Origin of the sequence: Verticiella sediminum, from assembly GCF_007558815.1 — a bacterium.
GTDB lineage: Bacteria > Pseudomonadota > Gammaproteobacteria > Burkholderiales > Burkholderiaceae_B > Verticiella > Verticiella sediminum.
In genome coordinates this window covers 313,241-339,311 of the sequence record NZ_VLTJ01000007.1, presented here as the reverse complement: position 1 = coordinate 339,311, position 26,071 = coordinate 313,241, and the positions used below count along the sequence as shown (strand labels likewise).

The window sequence follows — 26,071 nt, the reverse complement described above, 5'->3', positions numbered from 1 at the left end:
GCCTCGTTCATTCGGGTTGGATGCCCGCGGTATCGACCACGTTCTGCCACAGGGCGTACTCGCGCTCGACGCGCTGCTGCAGGGCGGCGCCGTCGGGCTGGTGCAGGGTATGGCCGGCCTTCTCCATGATCTCGCGAAAGCCGGGCTCGGCATTCACGTCGCGCATGGCGGCGGCGAGTGTCTCGATCACCTCGGGCGGCAGCTCGCGCGGGCCGATGACGGCGTACCAGCCGGTGACTTCGTAGTCGGGGATGCCTGCTTCGATCATGGTCGGCACATCGGGCAGTCCCGGATTGCGTTCACGCGAGGTGACGGCGAGCGCGCGCGCCTTGCCGCTCTCGACGAAGCTCTTGGCGGTGCTCGTGATGTCGAACATGAAGGTGATCTTGCCGCCCATCACATCGACCATGGCGGGCGAGTTGCCGCGATAGGGCACGTGCAGCATGGGCGCGCCGGTGGTCTGCTTGAGCAGTTCTGCCGACAGGTGGTTGGAGGCGCCGATGCCGGCCGAGCCGAAGCTCACTTCCTGCGGGTTGGCCTTGGCATACTCGATCAGGTCCTTGACCGACTCGCCCTTGAAGTCCGGACCCACCAGCAGCACGTTGGTGTAGTCCGCGACCAGGCCCACCGGGGTGAAGGCGGTGCGCGGATCGAACAGCGTGCTGCGCTGGACCTGCGGCGACATGGTCATGGTCGGGCTGGCGACGAAGTTCAGCGTGTAGCCGTCCGGCCGCGCTTTCTGGGTGGCGTCGGCCGCGATCATGCCCGAGGCGCCCGGGCGGTTGTCGACCAGCACGGTCTGGCCGATCTTCTCGGAGAGATAGCGCGCGAAGACGCGGGCGCTGGTGTCCACGGGACCGCCCGGCGAATAGCCGACCAGCAGCGAGATCGGGCGCTCGGGATAGGCCGCGGCCAGGGCGGGCTGGGCAAGGGTGGCGCCGGCCAGCAGCGCGAACGCACCGGCCATGTGTTTGATGGTGGGCATGTGGGCTCCTCCTGTTTCTCGTGTGATGCAAGGGGTCGTTCCGCCCGGCCGCCCGAAGGAGGCTGGAGCCCCTCGGGGGCGGCGAACGCCGTGGGCGCGGGGTGGTCTCCTCCTACAGACGGGCGCGCAGGGACTGCTTCTGGATCTTGCCGCTCAGGGTGGTCGGGATGGCGTCGATGGCGAGCAGCGCGGCCGGCCGCTTGTACGGCGCGAGCTGGCTGCGCAGGTAGGTGCCGAGCGCGCTCAGGTCCACCTCCACGCCCGGCAGGGTCTCGACGAAGGCGACCACGCTTTCGTTGCCGCCGGCCTCGGGCACGCCCAGCACGGCCGATTGGCGCACGCCCGGATAGGCGTTGATGACGGCCTCGACCTCGATCGGATAGACGTTGAATCCCGAACGGATGATGAGGTCCTTGCTGCGGCCCGAGATGAAGAGCGCGCCGTCATCGTCGAGATAGCCGATGTCGCCGGTGGCGAGCCAGCCGCCGGGCAGGATCGCGGCGGCGGTCTGCTCGGGGTTGCGGTAGTAGCCGAGCATCACACCGGGACCGCGCACGTGGATGTCGCCGGGCTCGCCGGGCGCGCGAGCGGGCGCATCCAGCGGGCCGATGTGCAGCTCGACATCTTGCACCGCGTGGCCGGCGCTGCAGTCGCTGCGCGGTGCGTCCTCCCGGGTGATGCACAGCGAGCCGGCGTATTCGGTGATGCCGTAGCCGTGGTGCAGCGGCAGCCCGAAATACGCCTGCACATCGCGCTTCAAAGATGGGTCCAGGGGCGCGCCGCCGGTGTACACATAGCGCAGCCGGGGCGCCTTGAGCGCGGCGCGCTCGGGCGCGGCTGCCAGGATGCGGTTGAACATGGTCGGCACGCCCTGCAGCATGCTGATGCCGGGCGCCTCGAGCGCGCGGAAGACGTCGCCGGCGTCGAACTGTGCGCGCAGGCACAGGCTGGCACCGGCGTGCAGGGTGGCCATCAGCACCGTGGCCAGGCCGAAGATGTGCGAGAGCGGCAGTGCGGCGTAGGCCACGTCGTGCGCGCTCAGGCTGCGCGACTCGGCCGAGACGCGGGCAAAGTGCAGCAGCCCGCGGTGCGAGACCATCACGCCCTTGGGTGCGCCGGTGGTGCCCGAGGTGTAGATCAGCGCGGCGACCTGGTGCGCCAGCGGCCCGGTTTCGCTGACGGTGCCCGGGTGCGCGACGTAGCGCAATGCGCCGGCCGTGCCCTCGAGCGGCACGGCGAGCGCGCCGGCGGCTTCGGCGTGCGCGGCCGCCGCGGGCGATACCCTGGCGGTATACACCGTGAGCGCCGGCTCGGCATGCTCGCCGATGGTGGCCAGTTCGCGCGGCGACAGGCGCGCGTTCACGCCCACTGCCCAGGCGCCCATCAGACTGCAGGCGAAGAGCGCGACGACCATCTCCGCGCTGTTCTCGCCGACGATGAGCACGCGCTGCCCGGCGCGCACGCCCTGGGCCTGCATCCAGTGCGCGGCACGCTCGATCTCGCGCCAGAGCCCGCCATAGGTGAGCGTGCGCTCGGCCTCGTGCAGGCAGACGGCGTCCGGCGCGCTGCGGGCCCAGGCTTGCGGGATTTGGTGGATGGCGGTGGACAGGGGTTGCGCGGACATGACAGTCTGGGGCTGGCGCACGGAGCGCGGGGTGGCGAACGGGGCAAGTCTAATCAGCGCTGCCTCCGGCGGGCATTCCGATTTCACTAAGGCCGCGTATGGCAGGGCCGAACATCCCGTCTACGCATGGCCGGGCGGCGCGTTCGGCGCCCGGGGATTCGCCTGTGCCGAAGCGGGTGTTCGGGAAAAATGAGTTTGCGCGTGCGCCCGCGCTTGCTAGATTGCGCAATGCCGGATCGGGATGCCGCGTGGCCGTCCCACCTCACCGATACTCACGGGAATCCCATGGATTTGACCTACACCGAACAGGACGTCGCCTTTCGCGAGGAAGTGCGCGCATTTCTGCGGGACAAGCTGCCCGCCGACATCAAGGACAAGGTGCTGCGCCACCAGCGTCTCGAGAAGGACGATTACATCCGCTGGCACAAAGCCCTGGACGAGCAGGGCTGGGGTGCGCCGAGCTGGCCCAGGGAGCATGGCGGCACCGGCTGGAACCCGCTGCAGCGCCTGATCTTCGAGATCGAGTGCTACACCGCCGGCGCGCCGCGCCTGCTGCCGTTCGGCCTGACCATGATCGGCCCGGTGCTGATGAAATACGCCAGCCAGGCGCAGAAGGATTACTTCCTGCCGCGCATCATCAAGATGCAGGACTGGTGGTGCCAGGGCTATTCGGAACCGGGCGCCGGTTCCGACCTCGCTTCGCTCAAGACGCGCGCCGTGCGCGACGGCGATCACTACGTGGTCAATGGCCAGAAGACCTGGAACACGCTGGGCCAGCACGCCGACTGGATCTTCTGCCTGGTGCGCACGGATGCCCAGGCCAAGCTGCAGGAAGGCATCTCGATGCTGCTCATCGACATGAAGACGCCCGGCATCACCGTGCGCCCGATCGTCACGCTCGATGGCGGTGCCGAGATCAACGAAGTGTGGCTCGAGGACGTGCGCGTACCCGTCGAGAACCTGGTGGGCGAGGAGAACAAGGGCTGGACCTACGCCAAGTACCTGCTGGGCCACGAACGTACCAACATTGCCGGCCTGGGCCACTGCAACCGCGAGCTGACGCTGCTCAAGCAGCAGGCGCGCGAGGTCAAGGGCAGCGACGGGCGCCCGCTGTTCGAGGACGTGCGCATCCGCGACCGCATTGCGCGCGTCGAGATGGACATCATGGCGCTCGAAATGCTGCTGCTGCGCGTGGCGACCGCCGCCGCCGGCACCAACCCGGCCACCGAGGCTTCGATCCTGAAGATCCGCGGCTCCGAGATCCAGCAGAACCTGGCCATGCTGCAGATGGAGGTCGCCGGCGCCTACGCCTGGCCGTACTCGCCCGACTGGATGCATGCCGGTGCCGCCGAGCAGGGCCCCGGGCCCGCGTTCGCCGCGGGCAACGCCGCGGGCTACTTCGACATGCGCAAGACCACCATCTACGGTGGCAGCACGGAAATTCAGAAGAACATCATCGCCAAGATCGTCTTGGGATAAGAGGCCGGCATGGACTTTCAGTACAGTGAAGAACAACGGATGCTCGCCGACAGCCTGCGGCGCTACGCGGCGCAAGGCTGGAGCATGGAGACGCGGCGCGCCGCGGCCACGTCGGGCCAGGGCTACGACGAGCGCAACTGGGGCGTGCTGCGCGACATGGGCGTACTCGGCCTGATCGTGCCGGCCGAGTACGAGGGCTACGGCGAGAACCCGGCCAGCCTGCTGCCGGTGAACATCGAGCTGGGTCGCGCGCTGGCGGGCGAGCCGGTGGTGCCGGGCGCCGTGGTGTCGGCCGCGATCCTCACGCAGCATGGCAGCGATGCGCAGAAGCAGCAGTGGCTGCCCAAGCTCGCCTCGGGCGAGGCCATCCTGTCGCTGGCCTACCTGGAGCCGGCGCAGCGCTATGCCACCGCCCCGCGCGACACCCGTGTCGAGAAGACCGCCGACGGCTACCGCCTGAACGGGCAGAAGGCCATGGTGTGGTACGGCGCCGCCGCCCGGGCGCTCTTCGTCAGCGCCGTGGACGGCGCCGGCAAGGCATCGGTGTTCCTGGTGCCCACGGACGCCGCGGGCGTGAGCCTGAAGGACTATCCCACGATGGATTGCCAGCGCGCGGCCGAGCTCGGCCTGACGGACGTGCAACTGCCGGCCGAGGCGCTGGTCGGCGCCGAAGGCGAGGCCCAGGCCGTGCTGGACACCGGCATGGACTACGGCATTGCCGCGCTGAGCGCGCACGCCGCGGGCGCGATGGAGCGCCTGATCGAGATCACGGCGGACTACCTGCGCACGCGCAAGCAGTTCGGCCAGCCGCTCGCCAAGTTCCAGGGGCTGCAGCATCGCGTGGCCGAGATGGTCATCCAGAAGGAGCGCGCGCTGTCCATGGCCTGCGTGGCCGTGAGCGCGCTGACCGAGCCCGACGCCGAGCGCCGCCGCCGCATGATCTCGGGCGCCAAGGTGGTGATCGCCGAGGCCGGTCGCTTCGTCGGCCAGCAGGCCGTGCAACTGCACGGCGGCATGGGCATGACCGCCGAGCTGGAGGTGGGCGACTACTTCAAGCGCCTGACCCTCGTCGACCCGCTTTTCGGCGACATGGACTTTCACGTCGCGCGTTTTTCGGAGCATATGGCATGAGTCATGCGAGCCGGCCGCCCGAAGGCGGCGCGCAGGAAACGCCCGATCCGGCCGCGTGGATCGGCCGCAGCCAGGAGCTGCGCGACGTGATCACGTCGAATCTGGCGGTGCGCATCGCCGCCACCTTCGGCAAGCCGGTGCCCCAGCCGGGCGAGGGCCTGCCGCTGCTGTGGCACTGGGCGTACTTTCAGGAGCCGGTCGATCCCCCGGGCATCGGCGCCGACGGCCACCCGGCGCGCGGCGGCTTCCTGCCGCCCGCGGCCGGACGCAACCGCATGTGGGCCGGCGGCGACGTCGAGTTCATCCAGCCGCTGCGGGTGGACGTCCCGGCCGTGCGCCGCACCACGATCACGGACGTGAAGGAGAAGGTCGGACGCACGGGGTCGCTGCTGTTCGTCACGCTCACGCACGAGCACCTGCAGGAGGGCGAACTCGCCATCCGTGAGCAGCAGAACATCGTGTACCGCGCGCCGTCGCCGCCCAAGCTGTCCAACGACGAGCCGGTGCCCGAGGCGCAGTGGGCCATGCGCGTGGTACCCGACGAGGTGCTGCTGTTCCGCTACTCGGCCGTGACCTTCAACGGTCATCGCATCCACTACGATCAGCCGTACGTGACGCAGGCGGAAGGGTATCCGGGGCTGGTCGTGCACGGCCCGATGATCGCCACCCTGATGTGCCAGGCCTTCGTGGATGCCAACCCCGGCAAGGGCGTCACGCGCCTTACCTACCGCGGCCTGCGCCCGCTGATCGCCCCGCAGCCGTTCGAGGCGGCCGGGCGCATCGTGGGCGAGGGCAGGGCCGAGCTGTGGGCCGCCAACGAGGCCGGCCTGGCCCATCGCGCCGAGCTGCAGTTCGCGGGCTGAGCGTTCACGCCGTATCGAGGCGCGCGCCGGCGGGCGCAGCGCCCGAGCGCCAGCCTCATGCCGGCCCGCACGCGGGCCGGTTTTCCGAATGTCATCCTGAGGTTCATCACCATGTCCAATCCGACGCGTCCGCTCGAAGGGATCACCGTCATCAGCCTCGAACACGCGATCGCCGCGCCTTTCTGCACGCGCCAGCTCGCCGACCAGGGGGCGCGCGTCATCAAGGTCGAGCGTCCCAGCGCCGGCGACTTCGCCCGCGGCTACGACGAGCGCGTGCGCGGTTTGTCCTCGCATTTCGTCTGGACCAACCGCTCCAAGGAAAGCCTGACGCTGGACCTGAAGCAGCCCGGCGCACGGGCCGTGCTCGACAGGCTGCTCGACGAGGCGGACGTGCTGGTGCAGAACCTTGCGCCGGGCGCGGCCGCGCGTATGGGCCTGTCGTTCGAGGCCCTGCACGAACGGCTGCCCAGCCTGATCGTGTGCGACATTTCGGGCTACGGCGAGGGCGGCCCCTACCAGGACAAGAAGGCCTACGACCTGCTCATCCAGAGCGAGAGCGGTTTTCTCTCGGTGACGGGCACGGCCGAGGAGCGCGCCAAGGCGGGCTGCTCGATCGCCGACATCTCGGCCGGCATGTACGCCTATTCCAGCATCCTCGCGGCCTTGCTGCAGCGCGGGCGCACCGGCAAGGGCAGCCGCATCGACGTGTCCATGCTCGAAAGCATGGTCGAGTGGATGGGCTTTCCCATGTACTACGCCTTCGAGGGCGCGGCCCCGCCCGTGCGCGCCGGCGCCGCCCACGCCACGATCTATCCCTATGGTCCGTTCCCCGCCGGCGACGGCGGCACCGTCATGCTCGGCCTGCAGAACGAGCGGGAATGGGCGGTGTTCTGCGAACGCGTGCTGCAGGAGCCGGCGCTGGCGCAGGACGAGCGGTTCGCCTCCAATTCGCGGCGGGTGCAGAACCGGGCCGCGCTGCGAGAGCGCATCGTCGCCAGCTTCGCCGGGCTGAGCGTGCCGCAGATCATCGAGCGGCTGGAAGAGGCGCGCATCGCCAACGCCAGCGTGAACGAGATGAAGGACGTGTGGGAGCACGGGCAGTTGAAGGCGCGCGAACGCTGGCGCGAGATCGGCAGCCCGGCGGGCACTTTGCCCGCGCTGATCCCGCCGGCCACCAACAGCAGTTACGAACACGCCATGGGCGCCGTGCCCGCTTTGGGCGAACACACCGACGGCATCCTCGCCGAACTCGGTCTGGACACCGCCGCGGTGGCTGAACTGCGCGCAGCGGGGGCCGTATGAGCAGCACGACCTCGCAAGGCGGCTACGCGCCGCTGTTCGTGCCCGCCACGCGCACGGAACGCATCGCCAAGGCGCTCGCGGCCGGGCCCGATGCCGTGATCGTGGACCTCGAGGACGCGGTCGAGGCCATCGCCAAGGAGAGCGCGCGCAACGCGCTGGGCGCCTTTCTCGCCGAGCATGCCGAGATCCGCGTGGTGGTGCGCGTGAATGCGGCAGGCACCGCCGAGCACGAAACCGACCTCGCCCTGTGCAATGCCCATCCGAATGTCGCCGGCATCATGCTCGCCAAGGCCGAGAGCGCGGCCGAGGCCGCGCACGCCGCCGAAGGCGGCAAGGCGGTCTGGGCGCTGGTGGAAACCGTGGGCGGGGTGGCCCGCCTGGACGAGATCGCCGCCACGCCCGGGGTCGAGCGCCTGGTGTTCGGCACCCTGGACTTCGGGGTCGACGCCGGGCTCGACGCCGCGCTGTCCAGCCATGCCGTGATGCTGGACCACGTGCGTTGCCGCATGGTGCTGGCGAGCCGGCTCGCCGGTATCGCCGCGCCGCTGGACGGCGTCTACACCGCGATCGACGATCCCGAGGGACTGCGCGCCAGCGCGCGCCACGCCATGGGCCTGGGCATGGGCGGCATGCTGTGCATCCATCCCAAGCAGGTGCCCGTCGTGCAATCGGCCACCGCGCCTTCCGAAGAGGAGGTTGCCTGGGCGCGCCGCGTCATCGCCGAAGCCGAACGCACCGGCCTGGGCGCTTTCCAGCTCGACGGAGCCATGGTGGACGCGCCCGTGATCGCGCGCGCCCGGCGCATTGTGCAGCGCGCGGCGTAGTACGCCCGCGTCCCCCGCCGCCAGGCGCTGCGGCGCCGGCAATTTTCGCCTGTCGGAAATTGCGGCCCGGCGCTCGGCGCGCGCCGTCGCTTTGCCTAGAATCGGTGCAGACCTGCACGAAGAGGCGAGGACGAGATGGCGTGGGAGGCAGCATACGCCGAGCTGGATCGGCGGCGCGCCGCGGCGCGCGAGATGGGCGGCGCCGAGGGCGTGGCCCGGCAGCACGGCCAGGGCAAACTGACGGTTCGTGAACGTATCGACGCGCTGCTCGATCCGGGCAGCTTTCGCGAGTTCGGCCTGACGACGGGCAAGGGCCGCTACGACGCCCAGGGCGATCCGGTCGGCTTCACGCCCAGCAATGCGGTCATCGGCAGCGGACGGCTCGATGCGCGCAAGGTGATGGTGTCGGCGGACGATTACACGATAGCCGCCGGCTCCAGCGAATCCAGCGTTGCCGACAAATGGGTGTACGCCGAGCGCATGGCGCACCAGTACCGCATGCCGCTCGTGCGCCTGGTCGACACGGCCGGCGGCAGCGTTCGGCTGCTCGAGCAGCAGCAGGCCACCAAGATCCCGGGCTATTCGGGCTGGCCCGTCATCCCGCTGCTGTCCACGGTGCCGGTGGTGGGCGTCGCGCTCGGCGCGTGCGCCGGGCTGGGCGCGGTCAAGGTGAGCGCGGCGCACTTTTCCGTCCTGGTGCAGGGCGTGTCGCAGGTGTTCGCGGCCGGCCCGCCGGTGGTGCTGCAGGGATTGAACCTCAAGCTCGACAAGGAGGCCCTGGGCGGCGCCGCGGTCGCCGCCCGCGCGGGCACGGTGAGCCTGGTCGCCGGCGACGAAGCCGAGGCTTTCGCCGCCGTCCGGCGCTTCCTGTCGTATCTGCCGCGCAACGTCTGGCACCTGCCGCCCGTGCTGCCGGCCGAGGACGATCCGGCGCGCGCGGATGCCGCCCTGGACGAGCTGGTGCCCGAGAACCGGCGCCAGACCTACAAGGTGCGCGAGATCCTGGATCGGGTGTTCGATCGCGGCTCGGTCTTCGAGATGTCGCGCCGCTTCGGCGGTTCCACCGTCACTTGCCTGGCCCGGCTCGCCGGGCATCCGGTCGGCGTGATGGCGAACGACCCGACGGTGATGGGAGGCGCCATGACGCATCAGGCGGCGCTGAAGACCGAGCGCTTCGTCGACCTGTGCGATACCTTTCACCTGCCGGTGGTCAATTTCGTGGACCAGCCCGGCCTGATGATCGGCCCCGAGGCCGAGGCGGCCGGCACCGTGCCGCTCGCCTACCGCGCGGCGGGCGCGATCGAGCAGGCGGCCGTGCCGTGGATCTCCATCGTGGTGCGGCGCGCGTTCGGCGTGGGCGGCGGCCTGCACGGCCCCAAGTACGGCGAGAGCGGCCAGTCGCTCAATCACCGTTACGCCTGGCCGTCGGCGCAATGGGGCTCAATCCCGATCGAAGGCGGGGTGGCCGCGGCGTACCGGCGCGACATCGAAGCGGCGGCCGATCCGCTCGCGCGCCGCACCGAACTCGAGGCGTACTACCGCAAGCTCGCCTCGCCGTTTCGCACCGCCGAGCGCTTCGGCATCGTCGACATCATCCGGCCGTCCGAGACCCGCGCCCTGCTGTGCGACTGGGTCGAGGATGCCTACGAGCTCGTGCGTACCCAGCTCGGCCCGCGCCAGCGCGGCATGCGCTGAGGAGGCAGCATGCAACCCAGACCCGCAGCCCAGGGTGGGACGGGGCCGCTCGCCGGCTATCGCGTGCTCGAACTGTGCTCGACGATCGCCGGCCCGGCGTGCACCCGGTTGCTCGCCGACTTCGGTGCCGAGGTGATCAAGATCGAGCCGCCCGAAGGCGACCCGGTGCGCAACATGGGCAGCCACGACGGCGACGTGTCGCTCTACGGGCTGACCATCCTGCGCAACAAGCGCCTGGTCTCGATCGACCTGCGCACCGACGAGGGCCGGGCGCTGGTGCGCGAGCTCGCGGCCGGCTGCGACGTGGTGGTCGAGAACTTCCGGCCCGGCACGCTCGAGCGCATGGGGCTGGACTACGGGCAACTGGCCGCGCGCAACCCGGGGCTGGTGATGGTGCGCATCAGCGGCTACGGGCAGACCGGGCCGTATGCCACGCGCCCGGGCTACGGCGTGACCTGCGAGGCGGTGGGCGGCGTGCGCCACATGACGGGCGACCCGGACCGCCCGCCGGCGCGGGTCGCGCTGGCCGTGACCGACGAGCACACGGCGGTATATGCGGCGTTCGGCGCGATGATGGCGCTGCTGCACCGCGAGCGCACGGGCCAGGGGCAGGTGGTCGACGCGGCGCTGTACGAAGCGGCGTTCAGCATGATGGAGCCGCACGTGCCGGCGTTCGCGCGCCTGGGCAAGGTGCCCGGACGGGTCGGGCCCAACCTGCCGTCGACGGCACCCAACAGCCTCTATCCCACGTCCGACGGCGAGTACGTGCTGATCGCCGCCAACAACGATGCGATCTTCCAGCGCCTGGCCGCCGCCATGGGCGATGCCGGGCTCGCGCAGGACCCGCGCTACGCCACCCAGCGCGCCCGCGCGGCGCGCGTGGCCGAGCTCAACGCGCGCGTGGGCGACTGGACCCGCACCCGCACCGCGGCCGAGATCGAAACGCAACTGCTTGACGCGGGCGTGCCGGTGGCGCGCATCTACACCATTGCCGACATCTTCGCCGACCCGCACTATCGCGCCCGCGACATGCTGCTGTCGCTGCCGCACGAGACCCTGGGCGACGTCACGGTGGCCGGGGTGGTGCCCAAACTGTCGGCGACGCCGGGCGGCGTGCGCCATCTGGGCGGGGCGGTGGGCGCGGACACGCGCGCCGTGCTGCGCGAGATGCTGCGGCTGACCGAGGACGAACTCGACCGCCTGCAGGACCAAGGGGTGATCGTCGGCCTGCGCTGACGCGGGCGCGCCCACCGGACAACAGGGGGGAAACACCATGACGCAAGCTGGATTCCGTGCCGCGCTCGCCGCCGCGGCGATCGCCACCGGTATGGCCGCGCCCGGCGCGGGCTGGGCAGCATCGCCCGCCGCGTCGAGCTGGCAGCCCGGCCATGTGGAGTTCGTGGTCCCGGCCGGCCCCGGCGCGGCGCTCGACGCCGCGGCGCGCACGCTGGCGCAACTGGCCCAGCAGACGGGCAAGGTGCCTGCCATGATCGTCACCAACCGCCCCGGCGGGGCGGGCGTGATCGCCTTGAACGTGCTCGAGCAGCACCCGGGGGACGGCAACTACCTCATGACGCTCACGAGTTCGCTGCTCAACAACCAGATCCTGGGCGTCGTCGACCGCGATTATCGCGACTACACGCCGATCGCCAAGCTGTTCGACGAGTACGTGGCGGTGGTGGTCAGTGCGAAGTCGCCTTACCAGACGCTGGACGCGCTGCTCAAGGCGATGCGCGAGAACCCGGCTGCGCTGAACATCGGTGTGGCGACTTCGATCGGCAACCACATCCACGTCGGCATCGCCAAGCCGCTCAAGGCCGCGGGGGTGGACATCGGCAAGCTCACCATCGTGCCCTACAAGTCGTCGGCCGAGTCGATGACGGCGCTGATCGGCGGGCACCTGGACATCGTCGCCGCCACCACGCCCAACTTGCTGGGCCCGCTCCAGGCGGGCGCGATCCGCGTGCTCGCCGTGAGTTCGCCGCAGCGCTTGCAGGGCGAGCTGGCCAGCATACCGACATGGCGCGAGCAGGGGGTCGATGCCGTATCCGTGTCCGCCCAGGGTATTCTCGGGCCGCGCGGCATGACGCCGCAGCAGGTGGCGTTCTGGGACGGGCTGCTGCGCCAGGTCGTGCAGACCCCGGCGTGGGAGGATGTGCTGCAGCGCAACCAGTGGCGCGGCGACTACATCGGCCCCGGCGAGGTGCGCGACTATCTTGCCCGCGAATTCGACGGCACACGGGCCATCCTGGCCGATCTCGGCCTGGTCGAACCGTGAGGGGGCCCGATGGCGAATCGACGGCGGGAACTGAGCTACCGCGACGCGACCGAACTCATCGAGGACGGCGACCCTCGGTTCGTGCGCACGCTCGCGCGGGGCCTGGCCTTGCTGCGGTGCTTTCGCCCCGGCGAGCGCTGGCTGGGCAACAATGAGCTGGCCGAGCGCAGCGGCTTGTCGCGCACCGCCGTGTCGCGCTTTACCTATACGCTGGGCCGGCTCGGCTACCTGAGCTATGCGCCCAAGCGGAACAAGTACGCGCTCGGTACGGCGCTGCTGGTGACGACATTTCCCATGCTGGCCAATCTCGCCGTACGCCGCATCGCCCGGCCCTACATGCAGGAGCTGGCAAACCAGGTGCGCGGCGTGGTTTCGCTCGGCGTGCGCCACGGCATGGGCATGCTCTACGTCGAGAGCTGCGCCTGCTCGACGGCGCGCATCCCGGTCGTGGTGGGCATCGGCTCGCGCGTGCCGCTGGCGCGCACCGCCATGGGCCGGGCCCATCTGGCCGGCCTGAGCGAGATCGAGCGGGCCATGCTCCTGCGCGAGATGGCCGCGCACTATCCCGAGCAGTGGGCCGAGCTGGCCGAGCGCATCCGGCTGGCGCTGGTGCAGTACGGAAAGGTAGGCTATTGCGTGTCCGAGCCCGGCCTGGCCAAGGAATCACGGGCAGTCGGCGTGGCGCTACGGCACGCGCCGGACGGCGTCGCCTACGCGTTCAACTGCGGTGTTCCGGCGTTTCGGCTCGACCCCGGCCAGTTGGAGAGCGACATCGGGCCAAGGCTGCGCAGCATGGTCGCGTGCGTCGAGATGGCGCTGGTCGAGGCGGGCAGCGTGGCCAGCGCCGGCGCGACGCAAGCACCGAACGAGGAGGCTTGAGGCATGGCCGAACGCCCCCGCCGAGGAGCGTGACGCCGTCTGCGCGATGCCGTACATTTTGTGCAGGCGTGCCGCTGTCGCGGCGCGCGTCACGCAACGGGGCCGGCATGCGCGAGCGGGAGAACGGAATCGGCGAACGCGCGGCACGGCCGCCCTACGTCTCGACCGAACTGTCGGCGGTGCCTTCGACGCTGCGCATTCCCCTGGCCGCGCGCGCCCTGGGCGCGCGCATCTTCCCACGTCTGTCGGTGGCCGACCGCTATGCGGCCCAGGCCCTGGCCGGCATGGGCGACGATGGCCGTGCCTGGGTGCGCGACCGCATCATGGTCTACGGCATACTCAAGCGCACGCACGCCTTTCGGGCCACCGCGCAAGCCTTCCTGGCGCAGCGGCCCGACGCCCTGGTCGTGAACCTGGGCTGCGGCCTGTCGCAGTACTTCCAATGGCTGGACAACGGCCGCGCCCGCATGCTGGACGCCGACCTGCCCGAGGTGCTGGCGATCCGCCGCCGTCTGCTGCCCGTGCTCAACGCCCGGCACCGGATGGCCGAGGTCGACCTCACGGCGCCCGACTGGTGGCAGGCGCTGGGCCTGGCCGAGGGGGGCGGGGACGCGCTCTGCCTCTTTCTCGAAGGCGTGCTGATGTATCTGCAGCCGGCCCAGGTGTCCGCGGTGCTCGCGGCCTTCGGCGAGTATGCGCCGGATGGCTCGATCCTCGTCTTCGACGCCATGTGCTGGCTCTCGACCGGACACGCCCACTGGCTGGCGTCGATGCGGCGCACGGGCGCCGAATTCACCTGGGGCCCGCGGCGGCAGGCCGACGTGACGGCGGCGCATGCGCGTTTGCGCCTGGATGACGTGGCGTCGCTGCTGGCGGACTACGGCCCGCCGTACAGCGTGGTCGAGCCGATGTTCCGCGCGTGGTACGAGGTGCCGTTCTACGGCGTGTATCGGGTGGGTCTGGAGGTCGGGCCGTCCCGAGTCAGTCTTCCGGCCGCAGGTGCGGGAACAGGATGACGTCGCGGATGCTCGGGTTGTCGGTGAGCAGCATGACCAGGCGGTCCAGGCCGATGCCGCAGCCGCCGGTGGGCGGCATGCCGTACTCGAGCGCGCGCACGTAGTCGGCGTCGTAGTACATGGCTTCCTCGTCGCCGGCGTCCTTGGCGGCGACCTGGGCCTTGAAGCGCTCGGCCTGGTCTTCCGGGTCGTTCAGCTCGGAGAAGCCGTTGGCCAGTTCGCGGCCCACGATGAACAGCTCGAAGCGCTCGGTGATGCCGGGCACCGTGTCCGAGGCGCGCGCGAGCGGGGAGACCTCCACCGGGTAGTCGATGATGAAGGTCGGCTCCCAGAGCTGCGCCTCGGCGGTCTCCTCGAAGAGCGCAAGCTGCAGCGCGCCCAGGCCGGCCTTGGCCAGGGTGGGGCCGTCGATGTCCGCGCCGCGGCGGCGCAGCTCGCTGCGCACGAACTCGGCATCGTCGAGCTGCGCCTGGGTGAACTCGGGCGCGTACTTGAGGATGGCTTCGCAGATGGTGAGGCGCGCAAACGGCTGGCCGAGGTCCAGCGGCCGTCCCTGATAGGTCAACCGGGCGCTGCCGGTGGCGTCGATGGCCGCCTGGCGGATGAGATGCTCGGTGAAGTCCATCAGCCAGCGGTAGTCCACGTAGGCGGCGTAGAACTCCATCATCGTGAACTCGGGGTTGTGGCGCGGGCTCACCCCTTCGTTGCGAAAGCTGCGGTTGATCTCGAAGACGCGCTCGAAGCCGCCGACGATCAGGCGCTTTAGATAGAGCTCGGGCGCGATACGCAGGAACATCTGCATGTCGAGCGCGTTGTGGTGCGTGGCGAAGGGCTTGGCCGCGGCGCCGCCCGGAATCGGGTGCAGCATCGGCGTCTCGACTTCCAGGAAGCCGGCGTCGGTCATGTGGCGGCGTACGCTCGCGATGGCCTTGCTGCGCGCCTCGAAGGTGCGGCGCGTATCCTCGGTCATGATGAGGTCGACGTAGCGCTGGCGATAGCGCAGCTCGGTGTCGGCCACGCCGTGGAACTTGTCGGGCAGCGGGCGCAGCGACTTGGCGAGCAGGCGCACGCTCGTCGCCTTGACCGAGAGTTCGCCCTTGTTGGTCTTGAAGACGGTGCCTTCGACCGCGATGATGTCGCCGATGTCCCACTGCTTGAAGGCCGCGTAGGGCTCCTCGCCCAGCGTGCCGCGATCCAGGTAGATCTGGATGCGGCCGGTGCTGTCCTGCAGCGTGGCGAAGCTTGCCTTGCCCATCACGCGCTTGAGCATCATGCGGCCGGCGACGCTGGCCGGCACGGCGGCCGCTTCGAGCGCCTCCTGGGCCAGGTCGTCGTACTCCGCGTGCAGCGCGGCGGCGCGGGCGCTGGGCGTGAAATCGTTGGGATAGGCGCTGCCGTTCTCGCGCAGCTTGGCGAGTTTGCCGCGGCGCTCTGCGATCAGGCGGTTCTCATCGAGGGCGGGAGACGGCGCGGTGGGGTCGGTCATGGTGTTGCGCAGTGAGGAATCAGTAGTGGCGGATGTCGTCGACTTCGGTGGCGCCGAAGTCGTCGCGCTCCAGGTAGGCAAGGACACGCGCGGCCGTGGCCTCGGGCGTGGCGAGCTTGCCTTCGTCGTGCAGGGCCTGAAAGCGCGCAAGGTCGGGGAAATCCTGGGACGGCGTGGCGCGGATGCCGGCCTGCATGGGCGTGTCGATCACGCCCGGAGCGAGCGAGACGATGCGCGCGCCGTGCGGGCCCTGTTCGAGCTTCACGGTGCGCGCGTGCATGTCGAGCGCTGCCTTGGAGGCGCAGTACACGCTCCAACTGGCGGTGGGGCGGCGCGCCGCGCCGGAGGAAATGTGCAGGATGCGCCGGTTGGCCGTGAGCCCCTCGGTGGCCTGCAGGAAGTGCCCGGTCAGGACCATCGCCGCCGTCACGTTGACGTTGAACGCCGCGGCGATCTGCTCGGCCGGCTGCAGGCCGGCCGGGCCCACCGGCCCCAGCGTGCCGGCGTTGTTGATGAGCAGGTAGCGCTGGGCGTTGCGCGGCATGGCGATCGCCATGCGGGCCGCGGCGGCCTGCATGGCCATGGGGTGCGACAGATCGACCGTGTGCTCCTCGAGCTGGCAGCCCTGCGCCAGCGCGTGGCGAGCCAGCTCGGGGTGCAGATTGCGTGCGAACGTGATCAGGTGGGTGCCTTCGCGCGCGAGGCCGAAGGCAAGCGCGGCGCCGAGACCGCGCGAAGCGCCGGTGATGATCGCCACCGTATGGGTCATGGTGTCATACCCCTTGCTTCAGGCTGGCCTGGATGAACGGGTCGAGGTCGCCGTCCAGGACCTTCTGGGTGTTCGAGATCTCGACGTTGGTGCGCAGGTCCTTGATGCGGCTCTGGTCCAGCACGTAGGAGCGGATCTGGTGGCCCCAGCCCACGTCGGTCTTGGCGTCCTCCAGCTTCTGCTGCTCGGCCATGCGCGTGCGCATCTCCTGCTCGTAGAGCTTGGAGCGCAGCATCTGCATCGCTTCGGCGCGGTTGCGATGCTGCGAACGGTCGTTCTGGCATTGCACCACGATGCCGGACGGAATGTGCGTGATGCGCACCGCCGAATCGGTCTTGTTGATGTGCTGGCCGCCGGCGCCGCTGGCGCGATAGGTGTCGATCCGCAGATCGGCCGGGTTGACGTCGATCTCGATCGAGTCGTCCACCTCGGGGTAGGCGAACACACTCGCGAACGAGGTGTGGCGCCCGCCGGCCGAATCGAAGGGGCTCTTGCGCACCAGGCGGTGCACACCGGTCTCGCTGCGCAGGTAGCCGTAGGCGTATTCGCCCTCGACCTTGATGGTGGCCGACTTGATCCCTGCGATTTCGCCTTCGGATTCTTCCATCACCTCGGTCTTGAAGCCCTTGCGCTCGCAGTACCTGAGGTACTGGCGCAGCAGCATCGAGGCCCAGTCCTGGGCCTCGGTGCCGCCCGCGCCGGCCTGGATGTCGAGAAAGCAATTGAGCGGGTCGGCCGGGTTGGAGAACATGCGGCGGAATTCGAGCGCCTCCAGGCGTTCCTGGAAGCCGTCGGCATCCTGCTCGATGGCTTCGAGGGTGGCCTCGTCGTCATCGCCCGCGGCCAGCTCGAAGAGCTCCTGCGCGTCGGCCAGGCCCTGGCCGAGTTCGCTCAGCGTGACGACGACATCCTCCAGGGCCTTCTTTTCGCGGCCGAGGTCCTGCGCGTGCTTGGGATCGTTCCAGACGTTGGGGTCTTCGAGTTCGGCATTGACGACTTGCAGCCGTTCCGACTTGCCAGCGTAGTCAAAGATAGCTCCGCAGGGAACGTTCGCGCGCCAGGTAATCCTCGAGACGGGCGGCGATCTGGTTCTGGCGTTCTGCTTCCATGACAACTCCTTGCGGGGTGCCTGCAGCGCACAGGCACCGATTCGAGATTCGGGATCAACTCGCCATTTTAGCCTGTGGCCGCGGTCATCCCGACCGGGCCCGACCGGTGCGAGCGCAAAGCGGGCACGCCACCTGCGCCTCATATGATCCTAAAATTGCGTCTTTTGCATCGACGCCATCCAGAGTCCTCGCCATGCAGCCCATTCTCATCCTTCAGACCGGCAATCCCCCGCGCGCGGTCAGCGAGCGCCATGGCGGTTTCGACGCGATGGTGTGCGAGGTGGCGGGGCTGTCCCCGCAGTCGGTGGACATCGTCAAGGTCTATGCGGGCGAGCGCCCGCGTGCGCCGGGCGCATATCGGGCGGCGATCATCACCGGCTCGCCGGCCAACGTCACCGACCGGCTGCCCTGGAGCGTCGAATCGGCCGGCTGGATACGCGATGCGATGGATGTGGAACTGCCGCTGCTCGGGATCTGCTACGGCCACCAGTTGATGGCCGATGCCCTGGGCGGGCGCGTCGACTACAACCCGCGCGGCCGGGAGAGCGGCACGCGCTGGGTCGGCCTGGCCGATGCCGCCACCGACGATCCGCTGCTCGCCGGCATGGAAAGCGCCTTTCCGGCGCACTTCATCCACGAGCAGTCGGTGCTCGAAATCCCGCCCGGCGCCATCGTGCTCGCGGCCAACGCGCACGACGCGCACCAGATCGTGCGCATGGGCCCGCGCGCGGTCGGCGTGCAGTTCCATCCCGAGTTCACCGCCGGTGTGATGCGAACCTACATCGAACAGTTGCGCGATCTGCTCGCGGGCGAGGGCGCCGACGTGCCGGCTCTGCTCGATGGCGTGCGCGAGGCGCAGGCGAGCAACTCGGTGCTCACCCACTTCCTGCGGACCTACGCGGCGCGCTGACGGCCGCCTGCGTCGTTGTGCGCGGCGCGCGGCACCCCGGGCGCGTTCAGGCCGCCTCGGCGTGTTCCAGCACGAGCTGCACCGAGATCATGCCGTTCCAGGTATTGGACTCGAGCCGGTAGGCGGCGTGGATGGTGTCGGGCAGCGGGTCGGCATGGCCGAACCAGATCGCATCGAAGCGCTGGTGGCCGCGCTCGAGCGCGAGCTTCATGTGCTTCTGGCCGACCAGGCGCTGGTGGCGCACGGTGAACACGTCGGCGAACACGGGCGCGGGAAAGCCCGAGCCCCAGACTTCGCGATTCAGCATGTGCGCTACGTCGACGTTGGCGTAGCCCGATTCGAGCGAGCCGTCGGTCTCGAGCAGCGGCTCGAAGCGGTCGCGGCCGGAAAGCTCGCGCACGGCGGCGTCGAAGGCGGGCATGAAGACGGGCAGGTCTGCCTCGGCGAGGGTCAGCCCGGCCGCCATGGCGTGGCCGCCGAACTTGGGAATCAGGTTCGGGTGGCGCTTGGCGACCAGATCCAGCACGTCGCGCAGATGGACGTCCGGGATGGAACGGCCCGAGCCGCGCAGCTCGCCGTCGCCGGCCGGCGCGAAGGCCAGGGTCGGACACCAGAACTTCTCCTTGAGCCGCGAGGCCACCAGGCCGACCACGCCCTGGTGCCAGCCCGCGTCGTACACGCACAGGCTGGCGCGCGCCTGGGCATCGATGCTTTCGCAGGCGGCGAGCGCCTGTTCGCGCATGGTGGTCTCGATATCGCGGCGCTCGCGATTGATCGCATCGAGCTGGCGCGCGAGTTCGAGCGCCTCGGCTTCGTCGTCGGTGATGAGGCAGCGGATGCCCAGGCTCATGTCGGCGAGCCGGCCGGCGGCATTGATGCGCGGCCCGACCGCAAAGCCCAGGTCGAACGCCGTGGCATGGCGCGGCTCGCGCGCGGCGACGGCGAACAGGGCGCGCAGCCCGACCTGCATCCAGCCGTTGCGCATGCGGGCGAGCCCCTGGGCCACCAGCAGGCGGTTGTTGGCGTCCAGGCGCACCACGTCGGCCACGGTGCCGAGGGCGACCAGATCGACCAGGGCGTTCAGCCGCGGCCCGCCGTCGGCGGCGTACACGCCGCGGCGGCGCAGCTCGGCGCGCAGGCCGAGCATCAAATAGAAGATCACGCCCACGCCGGCCAGGTTCTTGGACGGAAAGCCGCAGCCCGGCTGGTTCGGGTTCACGATGGCCAGCGCATCCGGCAGGACGTCGCCCGGCAGGTGGTGATCGGTCACCAGCACCTCGATGCCCGCCTGCCGCGCGGCGGCCACGCCGTCCACGCTGGCGATCCCGTTGTCCACGGTGACGATCAGATCGGGCTTGCCCGAGGGGTGGACGGTGGCCAGATCGACCACGGCCGGCGACAGCCCGTAGCCGGTCTCGAAGCGGTTGGGCACCAGGTAATCGACCACGGCGCCCATGGCGCGCAGCGCCCGCACGGCGACCGCGCAGGCAGTCGCGCCGTCGCAGTCGTAGTCGGCCACCACCAGCATGCGCGCCCGCCGCTCGATGGCGTCGGCGAGCAGGCTGGCCGCCTGCTCGCACTGCGTGAGCTGGTTGGGCGGCAGCATGGCGCGCCAGTCGGCCTGGAGGGTGCTCGCGTCGGCGACCCCGCGCGCCGCCCACAGGCGGGCGAGCAGCGGGTGCACGCCGGCACGCAGCAGAGCCTGTGCGGCATCGGGTCGGGCGGAACGGGCGACGAGGCGGGGCGAGGGCAAGACGGAAACTCCGGATAAAGGGGTCAGCGGGCGGTGTACCAGGCGTGCCAATCGTGCCGGCGTGGCCGCAGCAGGCGGCGCCAGCCCTGGACGGGCGAGATATCCAGCGTCGCCAGGCGGGATTCACCGGTCAGCACCAGGCGCAGGGGCCGGGCGCCGCGCGCCTGCAGCCGCGCGGCCAGCGGGGCGAGCCGCTCCTGGTCCAGGCGGGCCAGTTCCTGCAGCCAGCGCAGCCAGTCGCCGGCCGCGGCCGGCGCTTCCAGGCGCGCGTCGATCACCGGTGCGGTCGGCGGCGGGCCGTCGGCCTGGGTCATTCGCTCGGGCGAGGCGAAATCGGCCGCTCGTCCGCCGCCGAAGAGCCACAGGCTGTTGACGGGTGGCAAGCCGGCCTGCGCGCGCGCGGCGTTCGCCGGATCGTCGTGCCAGGCCATCTGCACCAGGTTGAGCACGCGGCGCCAGGGGCGCGAGGCCGGGTCGAGCGACCACCAGGTCTGCACTTCGCGGCCGGTGGCCGCCTGGGGGGTGGGAGCGTAGGGCGCGACGCCGGCGGGCAGGACTACGCGCAGGCGCGCCGGACCGACCAGCCGCGCGGCGATGCCGACCTCGCTCAGCAGGGGCTGGGCGATTTCGATGAGGCGGCCGGCGTCCTCGTCGGTAAGGCGCAGCGCTGCCGGGTCCAGCAGCGTCACGCCCTGCTGGCTGACATGCAGGTGGGCAAGATCGGCGAGCCAGATCGGCTGACCGGCGTCGTGCGAGCTGGCGGCGCCGGCCTCGATCACCGACCAGCCCGCGCCCAGGGGGGCGCCGTCCGGCGGTACGTAGCCCGCGCGCTCGAGCAGCCACGCCTGCAGCGGCGTGCAGGCGTACTCGGCGAGCGGCAGTTCGCGGACCTCGGCGGCGGCCAGCGACAGCCAGTGGGCGAGGGTGGGCGATGTCTCGGGCAGGCGGCGAGCGATCTCGGCGGCCGCGGCGGCGGGCGGCAAAGCGCCCGGAAGGACCAGAATCATGGCTCTGGATTGTAAGCCGGCGCGCGCACGCCACGTGCCGCGTCGCACCGCCCGCTTCGGCAGCCGGGCAAGACGGTGCGTCTTGTCTGCGCCACGCCCGGCCGAACGCACACGGTCGCCCGGGTCGATCATCCCGGGCTCGATCCGAAGGTTCAGGGCAGCAGGTATTGCGAGGGGTGGGTCGGTACGATCAGGCCGTGCGCCACTTCGTAGACATGCACTGCCACGGCGAGCCGCTCGCGCGCGGAGAGCTGCTGCAACGGCGGCTGCGTGCGGTAGAACGCCTCGACGCGGCGGATCTGCGCGTAGGCGTCGGGCGAGACTTCCTTGAGGTAGGCGAGCTTGCTGGCGGCCGCGGCGATGTAGGCCGGCTCCTGCAGCACCCAGGGCAGGATCACGATGGGCTCGGGCGCGCGCGGCGCGGCCGGCGGCACGCCGCACGCGCTGAGCGCGGCGGCAAGGCAGCAGAGGAGGGGGCGTGCCAGAAGGCGTGTCGGCGTCATAGGCGGCTGAGAGCCGACAGATGATACCCGGGTGTATCGATGTCCCGCGCGGCGCGAAATTGTTACGCCGCGCACGGGCGTCGCTCCACGCCGCTCTGCCATAATCGCGCTCGTGAAAAAACTCTATGAACTCTGGATCGGCTGGCGCTACACGCGAGCTGGCGGCGGGCGCCGGCGGGACCGGTTCCTTTCTTTCATCTCCGCATCGTCGATGGTCGGCATTGCGCTGGGCGTGGCCGCGCTCATCATCGTCATGTCGGTGATGAACGGTTTTCAGAAGGACGTGCGCGACCGCATGCTCTCGGTGCTGCCGCACATCGAGATCTACGGCCCCGGCACCACGGCGCTCGCCAACTGGGAGCAACTGGCGCAGATCGCCGCGCGCCATCCGCAGGTGCGCGCGGGCGCTCCCTACGTGTCGGCGCAGGCCATGCTCGCGCGCGAGCAGACGCTGCGCGGTGTGCAGGTCAACGGCATCGATCCGCAGGCCGAGCGTGGCGTCTCCGAGGTGGCCGACCAGATGATCGCCGGCGCCATCGACGCGCTGCAGCCGGGCAGCTACGAGGTAGTGATCGGCGCTGCGCTGGCGCAGGCCATGGGCAGCGTCGGCCCGGACGGCATGGTGCGCAGCCTGTCGATCGGCGACCAGGTGCTGCTGATGGCGCCGCAGGGCACGATGAGCCCGGCCGGCTTCTCGCCGCGCATGCGCCAGTTCACCGTCGCCGGGATCTTCTCCTCGGGGCACTACGAATACGACTCCTCGCTCGCCTTCGTCAACGTGCAGGACGCGGCGACGCTGTTTCGCGACGGCGCGCGCGCCGGGGTGCGGCTGCACATCGCCGACATGATGCAGGCGCCGCGCGTGGTCGCCGAACTCGCCCCGACGTTTCCGCCCGGCCTGCGGTTGTCGGACTGGTCGCAGAACAATCGCACCTGGTTCGCCGCGGTGCAGACCGAGAAGCGCATGATGTTCATCATCCTCGGCCTGATCGTGGCGGTGGCCGCGTTCAACCTGCTCTCCTCGCTGGTCATGGCGGTCAACGACAAGCAGTCGGACATCGCGATCCTGCGCACGCTGGGCGCGCCGCCCGGCGCCATCGCCCGCATCTTCATCGTGCAGGGCGCCCTGATCGGCCTCATCGGCACGGTGCTCGGCGTGGCCGGCGGCATGCTGGTGGCCTACAACATCGACGTGATCGTGCCTTTCATCGAGCGGGTCTTCAACGTGGAATTCCTGCCTCAGCAGATCTATTTCATCACTCAGTTGCCGTCCGACCCGCGCGCCGACGACATCGTCGCGGTGGCGGCGACCGCGCTGGCGCTGTCGCTGCTCGCCACGCTGTATCCGAGCTGGCGCGCCTCGCGCCTGCAACCCGCGGAGGTGCTGCGCCATGACTGACACCGTGTTGCGGGCGCGCGAGCTGACCAAGCGCTACACTGAGGGCGGCGCGACGGTGGAGGTGCTGCGCGGCGCGAGCCTGAGCGTGCCGACCGGCGAGATGGTGGCCATCGTGGGCGCATCCGGCTCCGGCAAGAGCACGCTGCTGCATCTGCTGGGCCTGCTCGATGCGCCGAGCTCCGGCTCGGTCGAGCTGGTCGGGCGGGCGACCGCCGGCATCTCCGAGCGCGAGCGTGCCCAGTTGCGCAACCGCCATCTCGGTTTCGTCTACCAGTTCCACCACCTGCTGCCGGAGTTCACCGCGCTCGACAATGTCGCCATGCCGCTCATCATCCGCCGCATGGAGCGCGCCGCGGCGCGCGAACAGGCGCGCGAGTTGCTGGGCAAGGTGGGGCTGGCCGAACGCGTGCTGCACGCGCCGGGGCAACTCTCGGGAGGCGAGCGCCAGCGGGTCGCCCTCGCGCGGGCGCTGGTCACGCGTCCGGCCTGCGTGCTGGCCGACGAGCCTACCGGCAACCTCGACCGGCATACCGCACGCGACGTGTTCGGCCTGTTGCGCGAGGTCAACCGCACCCTGGGTACGGCCTTCGTGATCGTGACCCACGACACCGAGCTTGCGGCCCAGGCCGATCGCCAGCTCGCCATGCACGAAGGCCGCCTGGACGGTTGAGGCAGCCGCTGCGCGGCGCCACCGCAGGAGAGTTCCACGTTGCTCATCGACACGCATTGCCACCTGGATGCCGCCGAGTTCGACGACGACCGCGCCCAGGTCATCGCCGCGAGCCGGTGCGCCGGGGTGCGCGCGGTGGTGCTTCCGGCGATTGCGCCGTCCAACTACGCTGCCGTGCGCGAGCTTGCGCACGGCATGCCGGGCGGCGCGTATGCGCTGGGGATCCATCCGCTGCTGGTGTCGCGCACGCCGGACGAGGCGATCGACGCCCTGCGCCAGGCGGTGCAGCAAGCGCTGGCCGACCCGCGTTTCGTCGCCGTCGGCGAGATCGGGCTGGATCTGTTCGTCAAGGAGATCGCCAGCGGCGTCGAACTGCAGCGGCAGGAACGCTTCTTCGCCGAGCAGTTGCGCATCGCCGCCGAGTTCGACCTGCCGGTGCTGGTGCACGTGCGCCGCTCGCAGGACCTGGTCCACAAGCATCTGCGCCGGATTCCGGTGCGCGGCGGTTTCGCGCACGCGTTCAACGGCAGCGAGCAGCAGGCCGACCGCTTCATCGCCCAGGGCCTGGCCTTGGGCGTGGGCGGCGCCATGACCTATCCGCGCTCGCTGCAGATCCGCCGGCACGCGGCGCGGGTGGGGCTGGAACACTTGGTGCTGGAGACCGATGCGCCGGACATCCCGCCGGCCTGGCTGCATCCGCCGAACACGCGCAATGCCCCGGCCGAGGTGGCCGGCGTGGCGCGCGCGCTGGCCGAGCTGCGCGGCGATCCGGTGGACGAGGTCGTGGCTGCGACCGGCGCGACCGCCTTGCGGCACCTGCCGCGGCTGGCGGCGCACCCCGATCTGGCGGACGGCGCGGGCAGCGCGAGCACCTCGGTCGGCACATAACGCGCGTGCAGGCTATGGGGCGCGCCGATATTTCCACCGGTTATATCGATACAACGCTCCGCGCCTTGGTCCGTCCCTGCGGGATCGTGTATCGTTGCGGTGCAGCACGTTATATGCTCATAATTCTCAACTGTTTGCTTATTTCCTCTAGTTATTAAGATGGCTGCTTTCAATACCGAGCGTGTCCTGAGCGTGCATCACTGGAACGATACGCTGTTCAGTTTCAAGACCACGCGCGACCCGGCGCTGCGCTTTCACAACGGTCACTTCGTGATGATCGGCCTGGAGGTCGAGGGCAAGCCGTTGATGCGTGCCTACAGCATCGCCAGCGCCAACTACGAGGAGAACCTGGAGTTCCTGAGCATCAAGGTCCAGAACGGCCCGCTCACCTCGCGCCTGCAGCACCTGAAGGAGGGCGATTCCATCCTCGTCAGTCGCAAGCCGGTGGGCACGCTGGTCGTGGACGACCTGAATCCGGGGAAGAACCTGTTCCTGTTCGGCACCGGCACCGGCCTGGCCCCCTTCATGAGCATCGTCAAGGACCCCGGCACCTACGAGCGCTTCGAGAAGGTCATCCTGGTGCACGGCGTGCGCTGGGTGAGCGAACTCGCCTATGCCGACTTTCTCAGCAGCGAATTGCCCGACAACGAGTTCTTCGGCGAACTGGTGCGCGACAAGCTCGTCTACTACCCGACCGTGACGCGCGAGGAATTCCGCAATCGCGGACGCATCACCGATCTCATCGAATCCGGCAAGCTGTGCCGGGACATCGGCCTGCCGCAGCTCAATCCCGAGACCGACCGCGCCATGCTCTGCGGCAGCCCGCACATGCTGGCCGACGTCGGCGCCATGCTCGACGGCCTGGGCTTCAAGGTCTCCCCGGGCACCGGCCAGCCGGGCGACTACGTCGTCGAGCGCGCCTTCGTCGAGAAGTAACCCCTCCTCTTGCAGGGCAGGGCCGGTGGCTCGGACCACGGTGCCCTGGCTCTCGCAGTCGCGTCCTGTCGCAGACACACGCTCGCGTCGCCCCCGCCTGGGGCGTATGCCAAGAAAACGCACGAGCGTCTGAAGTTCGCTGCGTTGCCCGCCGCCCGATTCTCTCGCCCCCCGGCTGCCGACATGGCGCGCGCGCTCCCGTCCGGCAGGCGGCAGCAGAGGACGCGCGCGCGGCCGATGTGCACGGCCACGCGGACAAGCGGGCGAATTGCGCGTAGTCTTGTATGCGCGGCCGCACCATCGGGACCCCTCGTCCAGCGGCTGCTTGCGCGTGGCGCCGGGCCTGATCCCAACGCGCCCGATCCGCCGTCCGTCGGATCGACACCCACTGCAGAAGATCGATGCCTGGGCAGTCCGCCCAGCCCCCTCAACACGCGCCTAGCCTGCCCTGCGCCGCAGCCAGCGGATGCGGCGATGTTCTTTCACGGTGGACAGCAGATCCGCCCTACCTGGAGTTCCACCATGTCGCAGCATCCCTATGTTCACGAGACTTACGGCGCCATGC

At 70.1% G+C, this 26,071-nt stretch carries 23 protein-coding genes; 15 read left to right on the top strand and 8 right to left on the bottom strand.

The window, feature by feature from the left end:
• Nucleotides 1-7: 7 nt before the first annotated feature.
• Nucleotides 8-985, bottom strand: coding sequence for a Bug family tripartite tricarboxylate transporter substrate binding protein (locus tag FOZ76_RS04850; RefSeq protein WP_143946999.1), 978 nt, complete (start codon nucleotides 983-985; stop codon nucleotides 8-10).
• Between the two features lie 112 nt (nucleotides 986-1,097).
• Nucleotides 1,098-2,609 carry a class I adenylate-forming enzyme family protein gene (locus FOZ76_RS04845; protein WP_143946998.1) on the bottom strand — a complete coding sequence of 504 codons (1,512 nt, stop codon included), beginning with the start codon at nucleotides 2,607-2,609 and terminating at the stop codon, nucleotides 1,098-1,100.
• A 285-nt stretch (nucleotides 2,610-2,894) separates the two neighbouring features.
• On the opposite strand from FOZ76_RS04845, the gene FOZ76_RS04840 reads away from it, so the two are divergent.
• From FOZ76_RS04840 to FOZ76_RS04795, 10 genes are all read left to right on the top strand, one after another.
• Nucleotides 2,895-4,088 carry an acyl-CoA dehydrogenase family protein gene (locus tag FOZ76_RS04840; protein ID WP_143946997.1) on the top strand — a complete coding sequence of 398 codons (1,194 nt, stop codon included), beginning with the start codon at nucleotides 2,895-2,897 and terminating at the stop codon, nucleotides 4,086-4,088.
• A 9-nt stretch (nucleotides 4,089-4,097) separates the two neighbouring features.
• Nucleotides 4,098-5,219: an acyl-CoA dehydrogenase family protein gene (locus FOZ76_RS04835; RefSeq protein ID WP_143946996.1), complete on the top strand. Its 1,122-nt coding sequence runs from the start codon at nucleotides 4,098-4,100 to the stop codon at nucleotides 5,217-5,219.
• Nucleotides 5,216-6,082 carry an HTD2 family dehydratase gene (locus FOZ76_RS04830; RefSeq protein WP_143946995.1) on the top strand — a complete coding sequence of 289 codons (867 nt, stop codon included), beginning with the start codon at nucleotides 5,216-5,218 and terminating at the stop codon, nucleotides 6,080-6,082. The genes FOZ76_RS04835 and FOZ76_RS04830 overlap by 4 nt, the downstream gene beginning before the upstream one ends.
• A 111-nt stretch (nucleotides 6,083-6,193) precedes the next feature.
• Entirely contained in the window at nucleotides 6,194-7,384 is a 1,191-nt protein-coding gene (locus FOZ76_RS04825) for a CaiB/BaiF CoA transferase family protein (RefSeq protein WP_143946994.1), read from the top strand.
• Nucleotides 7,381-8,208, top strand: a complete 828-nt coding sequence (locus FOZ76_RS04820; protein WP_143946993.1) for an HpcH/HpaI aldolase/citrate lyase family protein — start codon at nucleotides 7,381-7,383, stop codon at nucleotides 8,206-8,208. Before FOZ76_RS04825 ends, FOZ76_RS04820 begins: the two co-directional genes overlap by 4 nt.
• A 135-nt stretch (nucleotides 8,209-8,343) precedes the next feature.
• Nucleotides 8,344-9,903, top strand: a complete 1,560-nt coding sequence (locus FOZ76_RS04815) for an acyl-CoA carboxylase subunit beta (protein ID WP_143946992.1) — start codon at nucleotides 8,344-8,346, stop codon at nucleotides 9,901-9,903.
• Between the two features lie 9 nt (nucleotides 9,904-9,912).
• Nucleotides 9,913-11,139, top strand: a complete 1,227-nt coding sequence (locus FOZ76_RS04810; protein WP_143946991.1) for a CaiB/BaiF CoA transferase family protein — start codon at nucleotides 9,913-9,915, stop codon at nucleotides 11,137-11,139.
• Nucleotides 11,140-11,176: 37 nt separating this feature from the next.
• On the top strand, nucleotides 11,177-12,181 hold the full coding sequence (locus tag FOZ76_RS04805) for a tripartite tricarboxylate transporter substrate binding protein (RefSeq protein ID WP_143946990.1): 1,005 nt from the start codon (nucleotides 11,177-11,179) through the stop codon (nucleotides 12,179-12,181).
• A 9-nt stretch (nucleotides 12,182-12,190) separates the two neighbouring features.
• Nucleotides 12,191-13,060 (top strand): IclR family transcriptional regulator, encoded by an 870-nt coding sequence (locus FOZ76_RS04800; protein ID WP_143946989.1) that lies wholly within the window; start codon nucleotides 12,191-12,193, stop codon nucleotides 13,058-13,060.
• Between the two features lie 107 nt (nucleotides 13,061-13,167).
• The gene (locus FOZ76_RS04795; RefSeq protein WP_143946988.1) at nucleotides 13,168-14,076 is read left to right on the top strand and encodes a class I SAM-dependent methyltransferase; all 909 of its coding nucleotides are present in this window, start codon (nucleotides 13,168-13,170) and stop codon (nucleotides 14,074-14,076) included.
• Here the strand turns inward: FOZ76_RS04795 and lysS are convergent.
• The 3 genes from lysS to prfB form a co-directional block, all read right to left on the bottom strand.
• Nucleotides 14,042-15,562, bottom strand: a complete 1,521-nt coding sequence (lysS, locus tag FOZ76_RS04790) for a lysine--tRNA ligase (protein WP_143946987.1) — start codon at nucleotides 15,560-15,562, stop codon at nucleotides 14,042-14,044. The two genes, FOZ76_RS04795 and lysS, sit on opposite strands and share 35 nt — an antisense overlap.
• A gap of 19 nt (nucleotides 15,563-15,581) precedes the next feature.
• Nucleotides 15,582-16,331 (bottom strand): SDR family oxidoreductase, encoded by a 750-nt coding sequence (locus tag FOZ76_RS04785; RefSeq protein ID WP_143946986.1) that lies wholly within the window; start codon nucleotides 16,329-16,331, stop codon nucleotides 15,582-15,584.
• A gap of 4 nt (nucleotides 16,332-16,335) precedes the next feature.
• A protein-coding gene (gene prfB, locus FOZ76_RS04780; protein ID WP_143946985.1) for a peptide chain release factor 2 occupies nucleotides 16,336-17,440 on the bottom strand; the annotation gives its coding sequence in 2 pieces (ribosomal slippage) (nucleotides 16,336-17,358 and nucleotides 17,360-17,440; 1,104 coding nt in all).
• A 193-nt stretch (nucleotides 17,441-17,633) separates the two neighbouring features.
• Between prfB and FOZ76_RS04775 the strand changes: the two genes are divergently transcribed.
• Entirely contained in the window at nucleotides 17,634-18,350 is a 717-nt protein-coding gene (locus FOZ76_RS04775; RefSeq protein ID WP_170235296.1) for a glutamine amidotransferase, read from the top strand.
• A gap of 46 nt (nucleotides 18,351-18,396) precedes the next feature.
• On the opposite strand, the gene recJ is transcribed toward FOZ76_RS04775, so the two are convergent.
• The 3 genes from recJ to FOZ76_RS04760 all read right to left on the bottom strand — a co-directional run bounded on the left by recJ (nucleotide 18,397) and on the right by FOZ76_RS04760 (nucleotide 21,613).
• Complete coding sequence (gene recJ / locus FOZ76_RS04770; protein WP_143946983.1) at nucleotides 18,397-20,103, bottom strand: single-stranded-DNA-specific exonuclease RecJ; 1,707 nt, start codon at nucleotides 20,101-20,103, stop codon at nucleotides 18,397-18,399.
• A gap of 23 nt (nucleotides 20,104-20,126) precedes the next feature.
• Nucleotides 20,127-21,110 (bottom strand): hypothetical protein, encoded by a 984-nt coding sequence (locus FOZ76_RS04765; protein ID WP_143946982.1) that lies wholly within the window; start codon nucleotides 21,108-21,110, stop codon nucleotides 20,127-20,129.
• A gap of 152 nt (nucleotides 21,111-21,262) precedes the next feature.
• Nucleotides 21,263-21,613 carry a hypothetical protein gene (locus FOZ76_RS04760; protein ID WP_143946981.1) on the bottom strand — a complete coding sequence of 117 codons (351 nt, stop codon included), beginning with the start codon at nucleotides 21,611-21,613 and terminating at the stop codon, nucleotides 21,263-21,265.
• 112 nt (nucleotides 21,614-21,725) lie between these two features.
• On the opposite strand from FOZ76_RS04760, the gene FOZ76_RS04755 reads away from it, so the two are divergent.
• The 4 genes from FOZ76_RS04755 (at nucleotide 21,726) to FOZ76_RS04740 (ending at nucleotide 25,506) form a co-directional block, all read left to right on the top strand.
• Nucleotides 21,726-23,012, top strand: coding sequence for a lipoprotein-releasing ABC transporter permease subunit (locus tag FOZ76_RS04755; RefSeq protein WP_143946980.1), 1,287 nt, complete (start codon nucleotides 21,726-21,728; stop codon nucleotides 23,010-23,012).
• Nucleotides 23,005-23,682: a lipoprotein-releasing ABC transporter ATP-binding protein LolD gene (gene lolD, locus FOZ76_RS04750; protein WP_143946979.1), complete on the top strand. Its 678-nt coding sequence runs from the start codon at nucleotides 23,005-23,007 to the stop codon at nucleotides 23,680-23,682. The genes FOZ76_RS04755 and lolD overlap by 8 nt, the downstream gene beginning before the upstream one ends.
• A gap of 39 nt (nucleotides 23,683-23,721) precedes the next feature.
• Nucleotides 23,722-24,570, top strand: coding sequence for a TatD family hydrolase (locus tag FOZ76_RS04745; RefSeq protein WP_143946978.1), 849 nt, complete (start codon nucleotides 23,722-23,724; stop codon nucleotides 24,568-24,570).
• Nucleotides 24,571-24,729: 159 nt separating this feature from the next.
• Nucleotides 24,730-25,506: a ferredoxin--NADP reductase gene (locus tag FOZ76_RS04740; RefSeq protein ID WP_143946977.1), complete on the top strand. Its 777-nt coding sequence runs from the start codon at nucleotides 24,730-24,732 to the stop codon at nucleotides 25,504-25,506.
• Nucleotides 25,507-26,071 lie beyond the last annotated feature (565 nt).

What these genes read in the sequence shown, in the direction of transcription:
- FOZ76_RS04850 (WP_143946999.1), bottom strand. Translation starts at nt 985, where the DNA reads ATGCCCACCATCAAACACATGGCCGGTGCGTTCGCGCTGCTGGCCGGC.
- FOZ76_RS04845 (WP_143946998.1), bottom strand. Translation starts at nt 2,609, where the DNA reads ATGTCCGCGCAACCCCTGTCCACCGCCATCCACCAAATCCCGCAAGCC.
- FOZ76_RS04840 (WP_143946997.1), top strand. Translation starts at nt 2,895, where the DNA reads ATGGATTTGACCTACACCGAACAGGACGTCGCCTTTCGCGAGGAAGTG.
- FOZ76_RS04835 (WP_143946996.1), top strand. Translation starts at nt 4,098, where the DNA reads ATGGACTTTCAGTACAGTGAAGAACAACGGATGCTCGCCGACAGCCTG.
- FOZ76_RS04830 (WP_143946995.1), top strand. Translation starts at nt 5,216, where the DNA reads ATGAGTCATGCGAGCCGGCCGCCCGAAGGCGGCGCGCAGGAAACGCCC.
- FOZ76_RS04825 (WP_143946994.1), top strand. Translation starts at nt 6,194, where the DNA reads ATGTCCAATCCGACGCGTCCGCTCGAAGGGATCACCGTCATCAGCCTC.
- FOZ76_RS04820 (WP_143946993.1), top strand. Translation starts at nt 7,381, where the DNA reads ATGAGCAGCACGACCTCGCAAGGCGGCTACGCGCCGCTGTTCGTGCCC.
- FOZ76_RS04815 (WP_143946992.1), top strand. Translation starts at nt 8,344, where the DNA reads ATGGCGTGGGAGGCAGCATACGCCGAGCTGGATCGGCGGCGCGCCGCG.
- FOZ76_RS04810 (WP_143946991.1), top strand. Translation starts at nt 9,913, where the DNA reads ATGCAACCCAGACCCGCAGCCCAGGGTGGGACGGGGCCGCTCGCCGGC.
- FOZ76_RS04805 (WP_143946990.1), top strand. Translation starts at nt 11,177, where the DNA reads ATGACGCAAGCTGGATTCCGTGCCGCGCTCGCCGCCGCGGCGATCGCC.
- FOZ76_RS04800 (WP_143946989.1), top strand. Translation starts at nt 12,191, where the DNA reads ATGGCGAATCGACGGCGGGAACTGAGCTACCGCGACGCGACCGAACTC.
- FOZ76_RS04795 (WP_143946988.1), top strand. Translation starts at nt 13,168, where the DNA reads ATGCGCGAGCGGGAGAACGGAATCGGCGAACGCGCGGCACGGCCGCCC.
- lysS (WP_143946987.1), bottom strand. Translation starts at nt 15,562, where the DNA reads ATGACCGACCCCACCGCGCCGTCTCCCGCCCTCGATGAGAACCGCCTG.
- FOZ76_RS04785 (WP_143946986.1), bottom strand. Translation starts at nt 16,331, where the DNA reads ATGACCCATACGGTGGCGATCATCACCGGCGCTTCGCGCGGTCTCGGC.
- FOZ76_RS04775 (WP_170235296.1), top strand. Translation starts at nt 17,634, where the DNA reads ATGCAGCCCATTCTCATCCTTCAGACCGGCAATCCCCCGCGCGCGGTC.
- FOZ76_RS04765 (WP_143946982.1), bottom strand. Translation starts at nt 21,110, where the DNA reads ATGATTCTGGTCCTTCCGGGCGCTTTGCCGCCCGCCGCCGCGGCCGCC.
- FOZ76_RS04760 (WP_143946981.1), bottom strand. Translation starts at nt 21,613, where the DNA reads ATGACGCCGACACGCCTTCTGGCACGCCCCCTCCTCTGCTGCCTTGCC.
- lolD (WP_143946979.1), top strand. Translation starts at nt 23,005, where the DNA reads ATGACTGACACCGTGTTGCGGGCGCGCGAGCTGACCAAGCGCTACACT.
- FOZ76_RS04740 (WP_143946977.1), top strand. Translation starts at nt 24,730, where the DNA reads ATGGCTGCTTTCAATACCGAGCGTGTCCTGAGCGTGCATCACTGGAAC.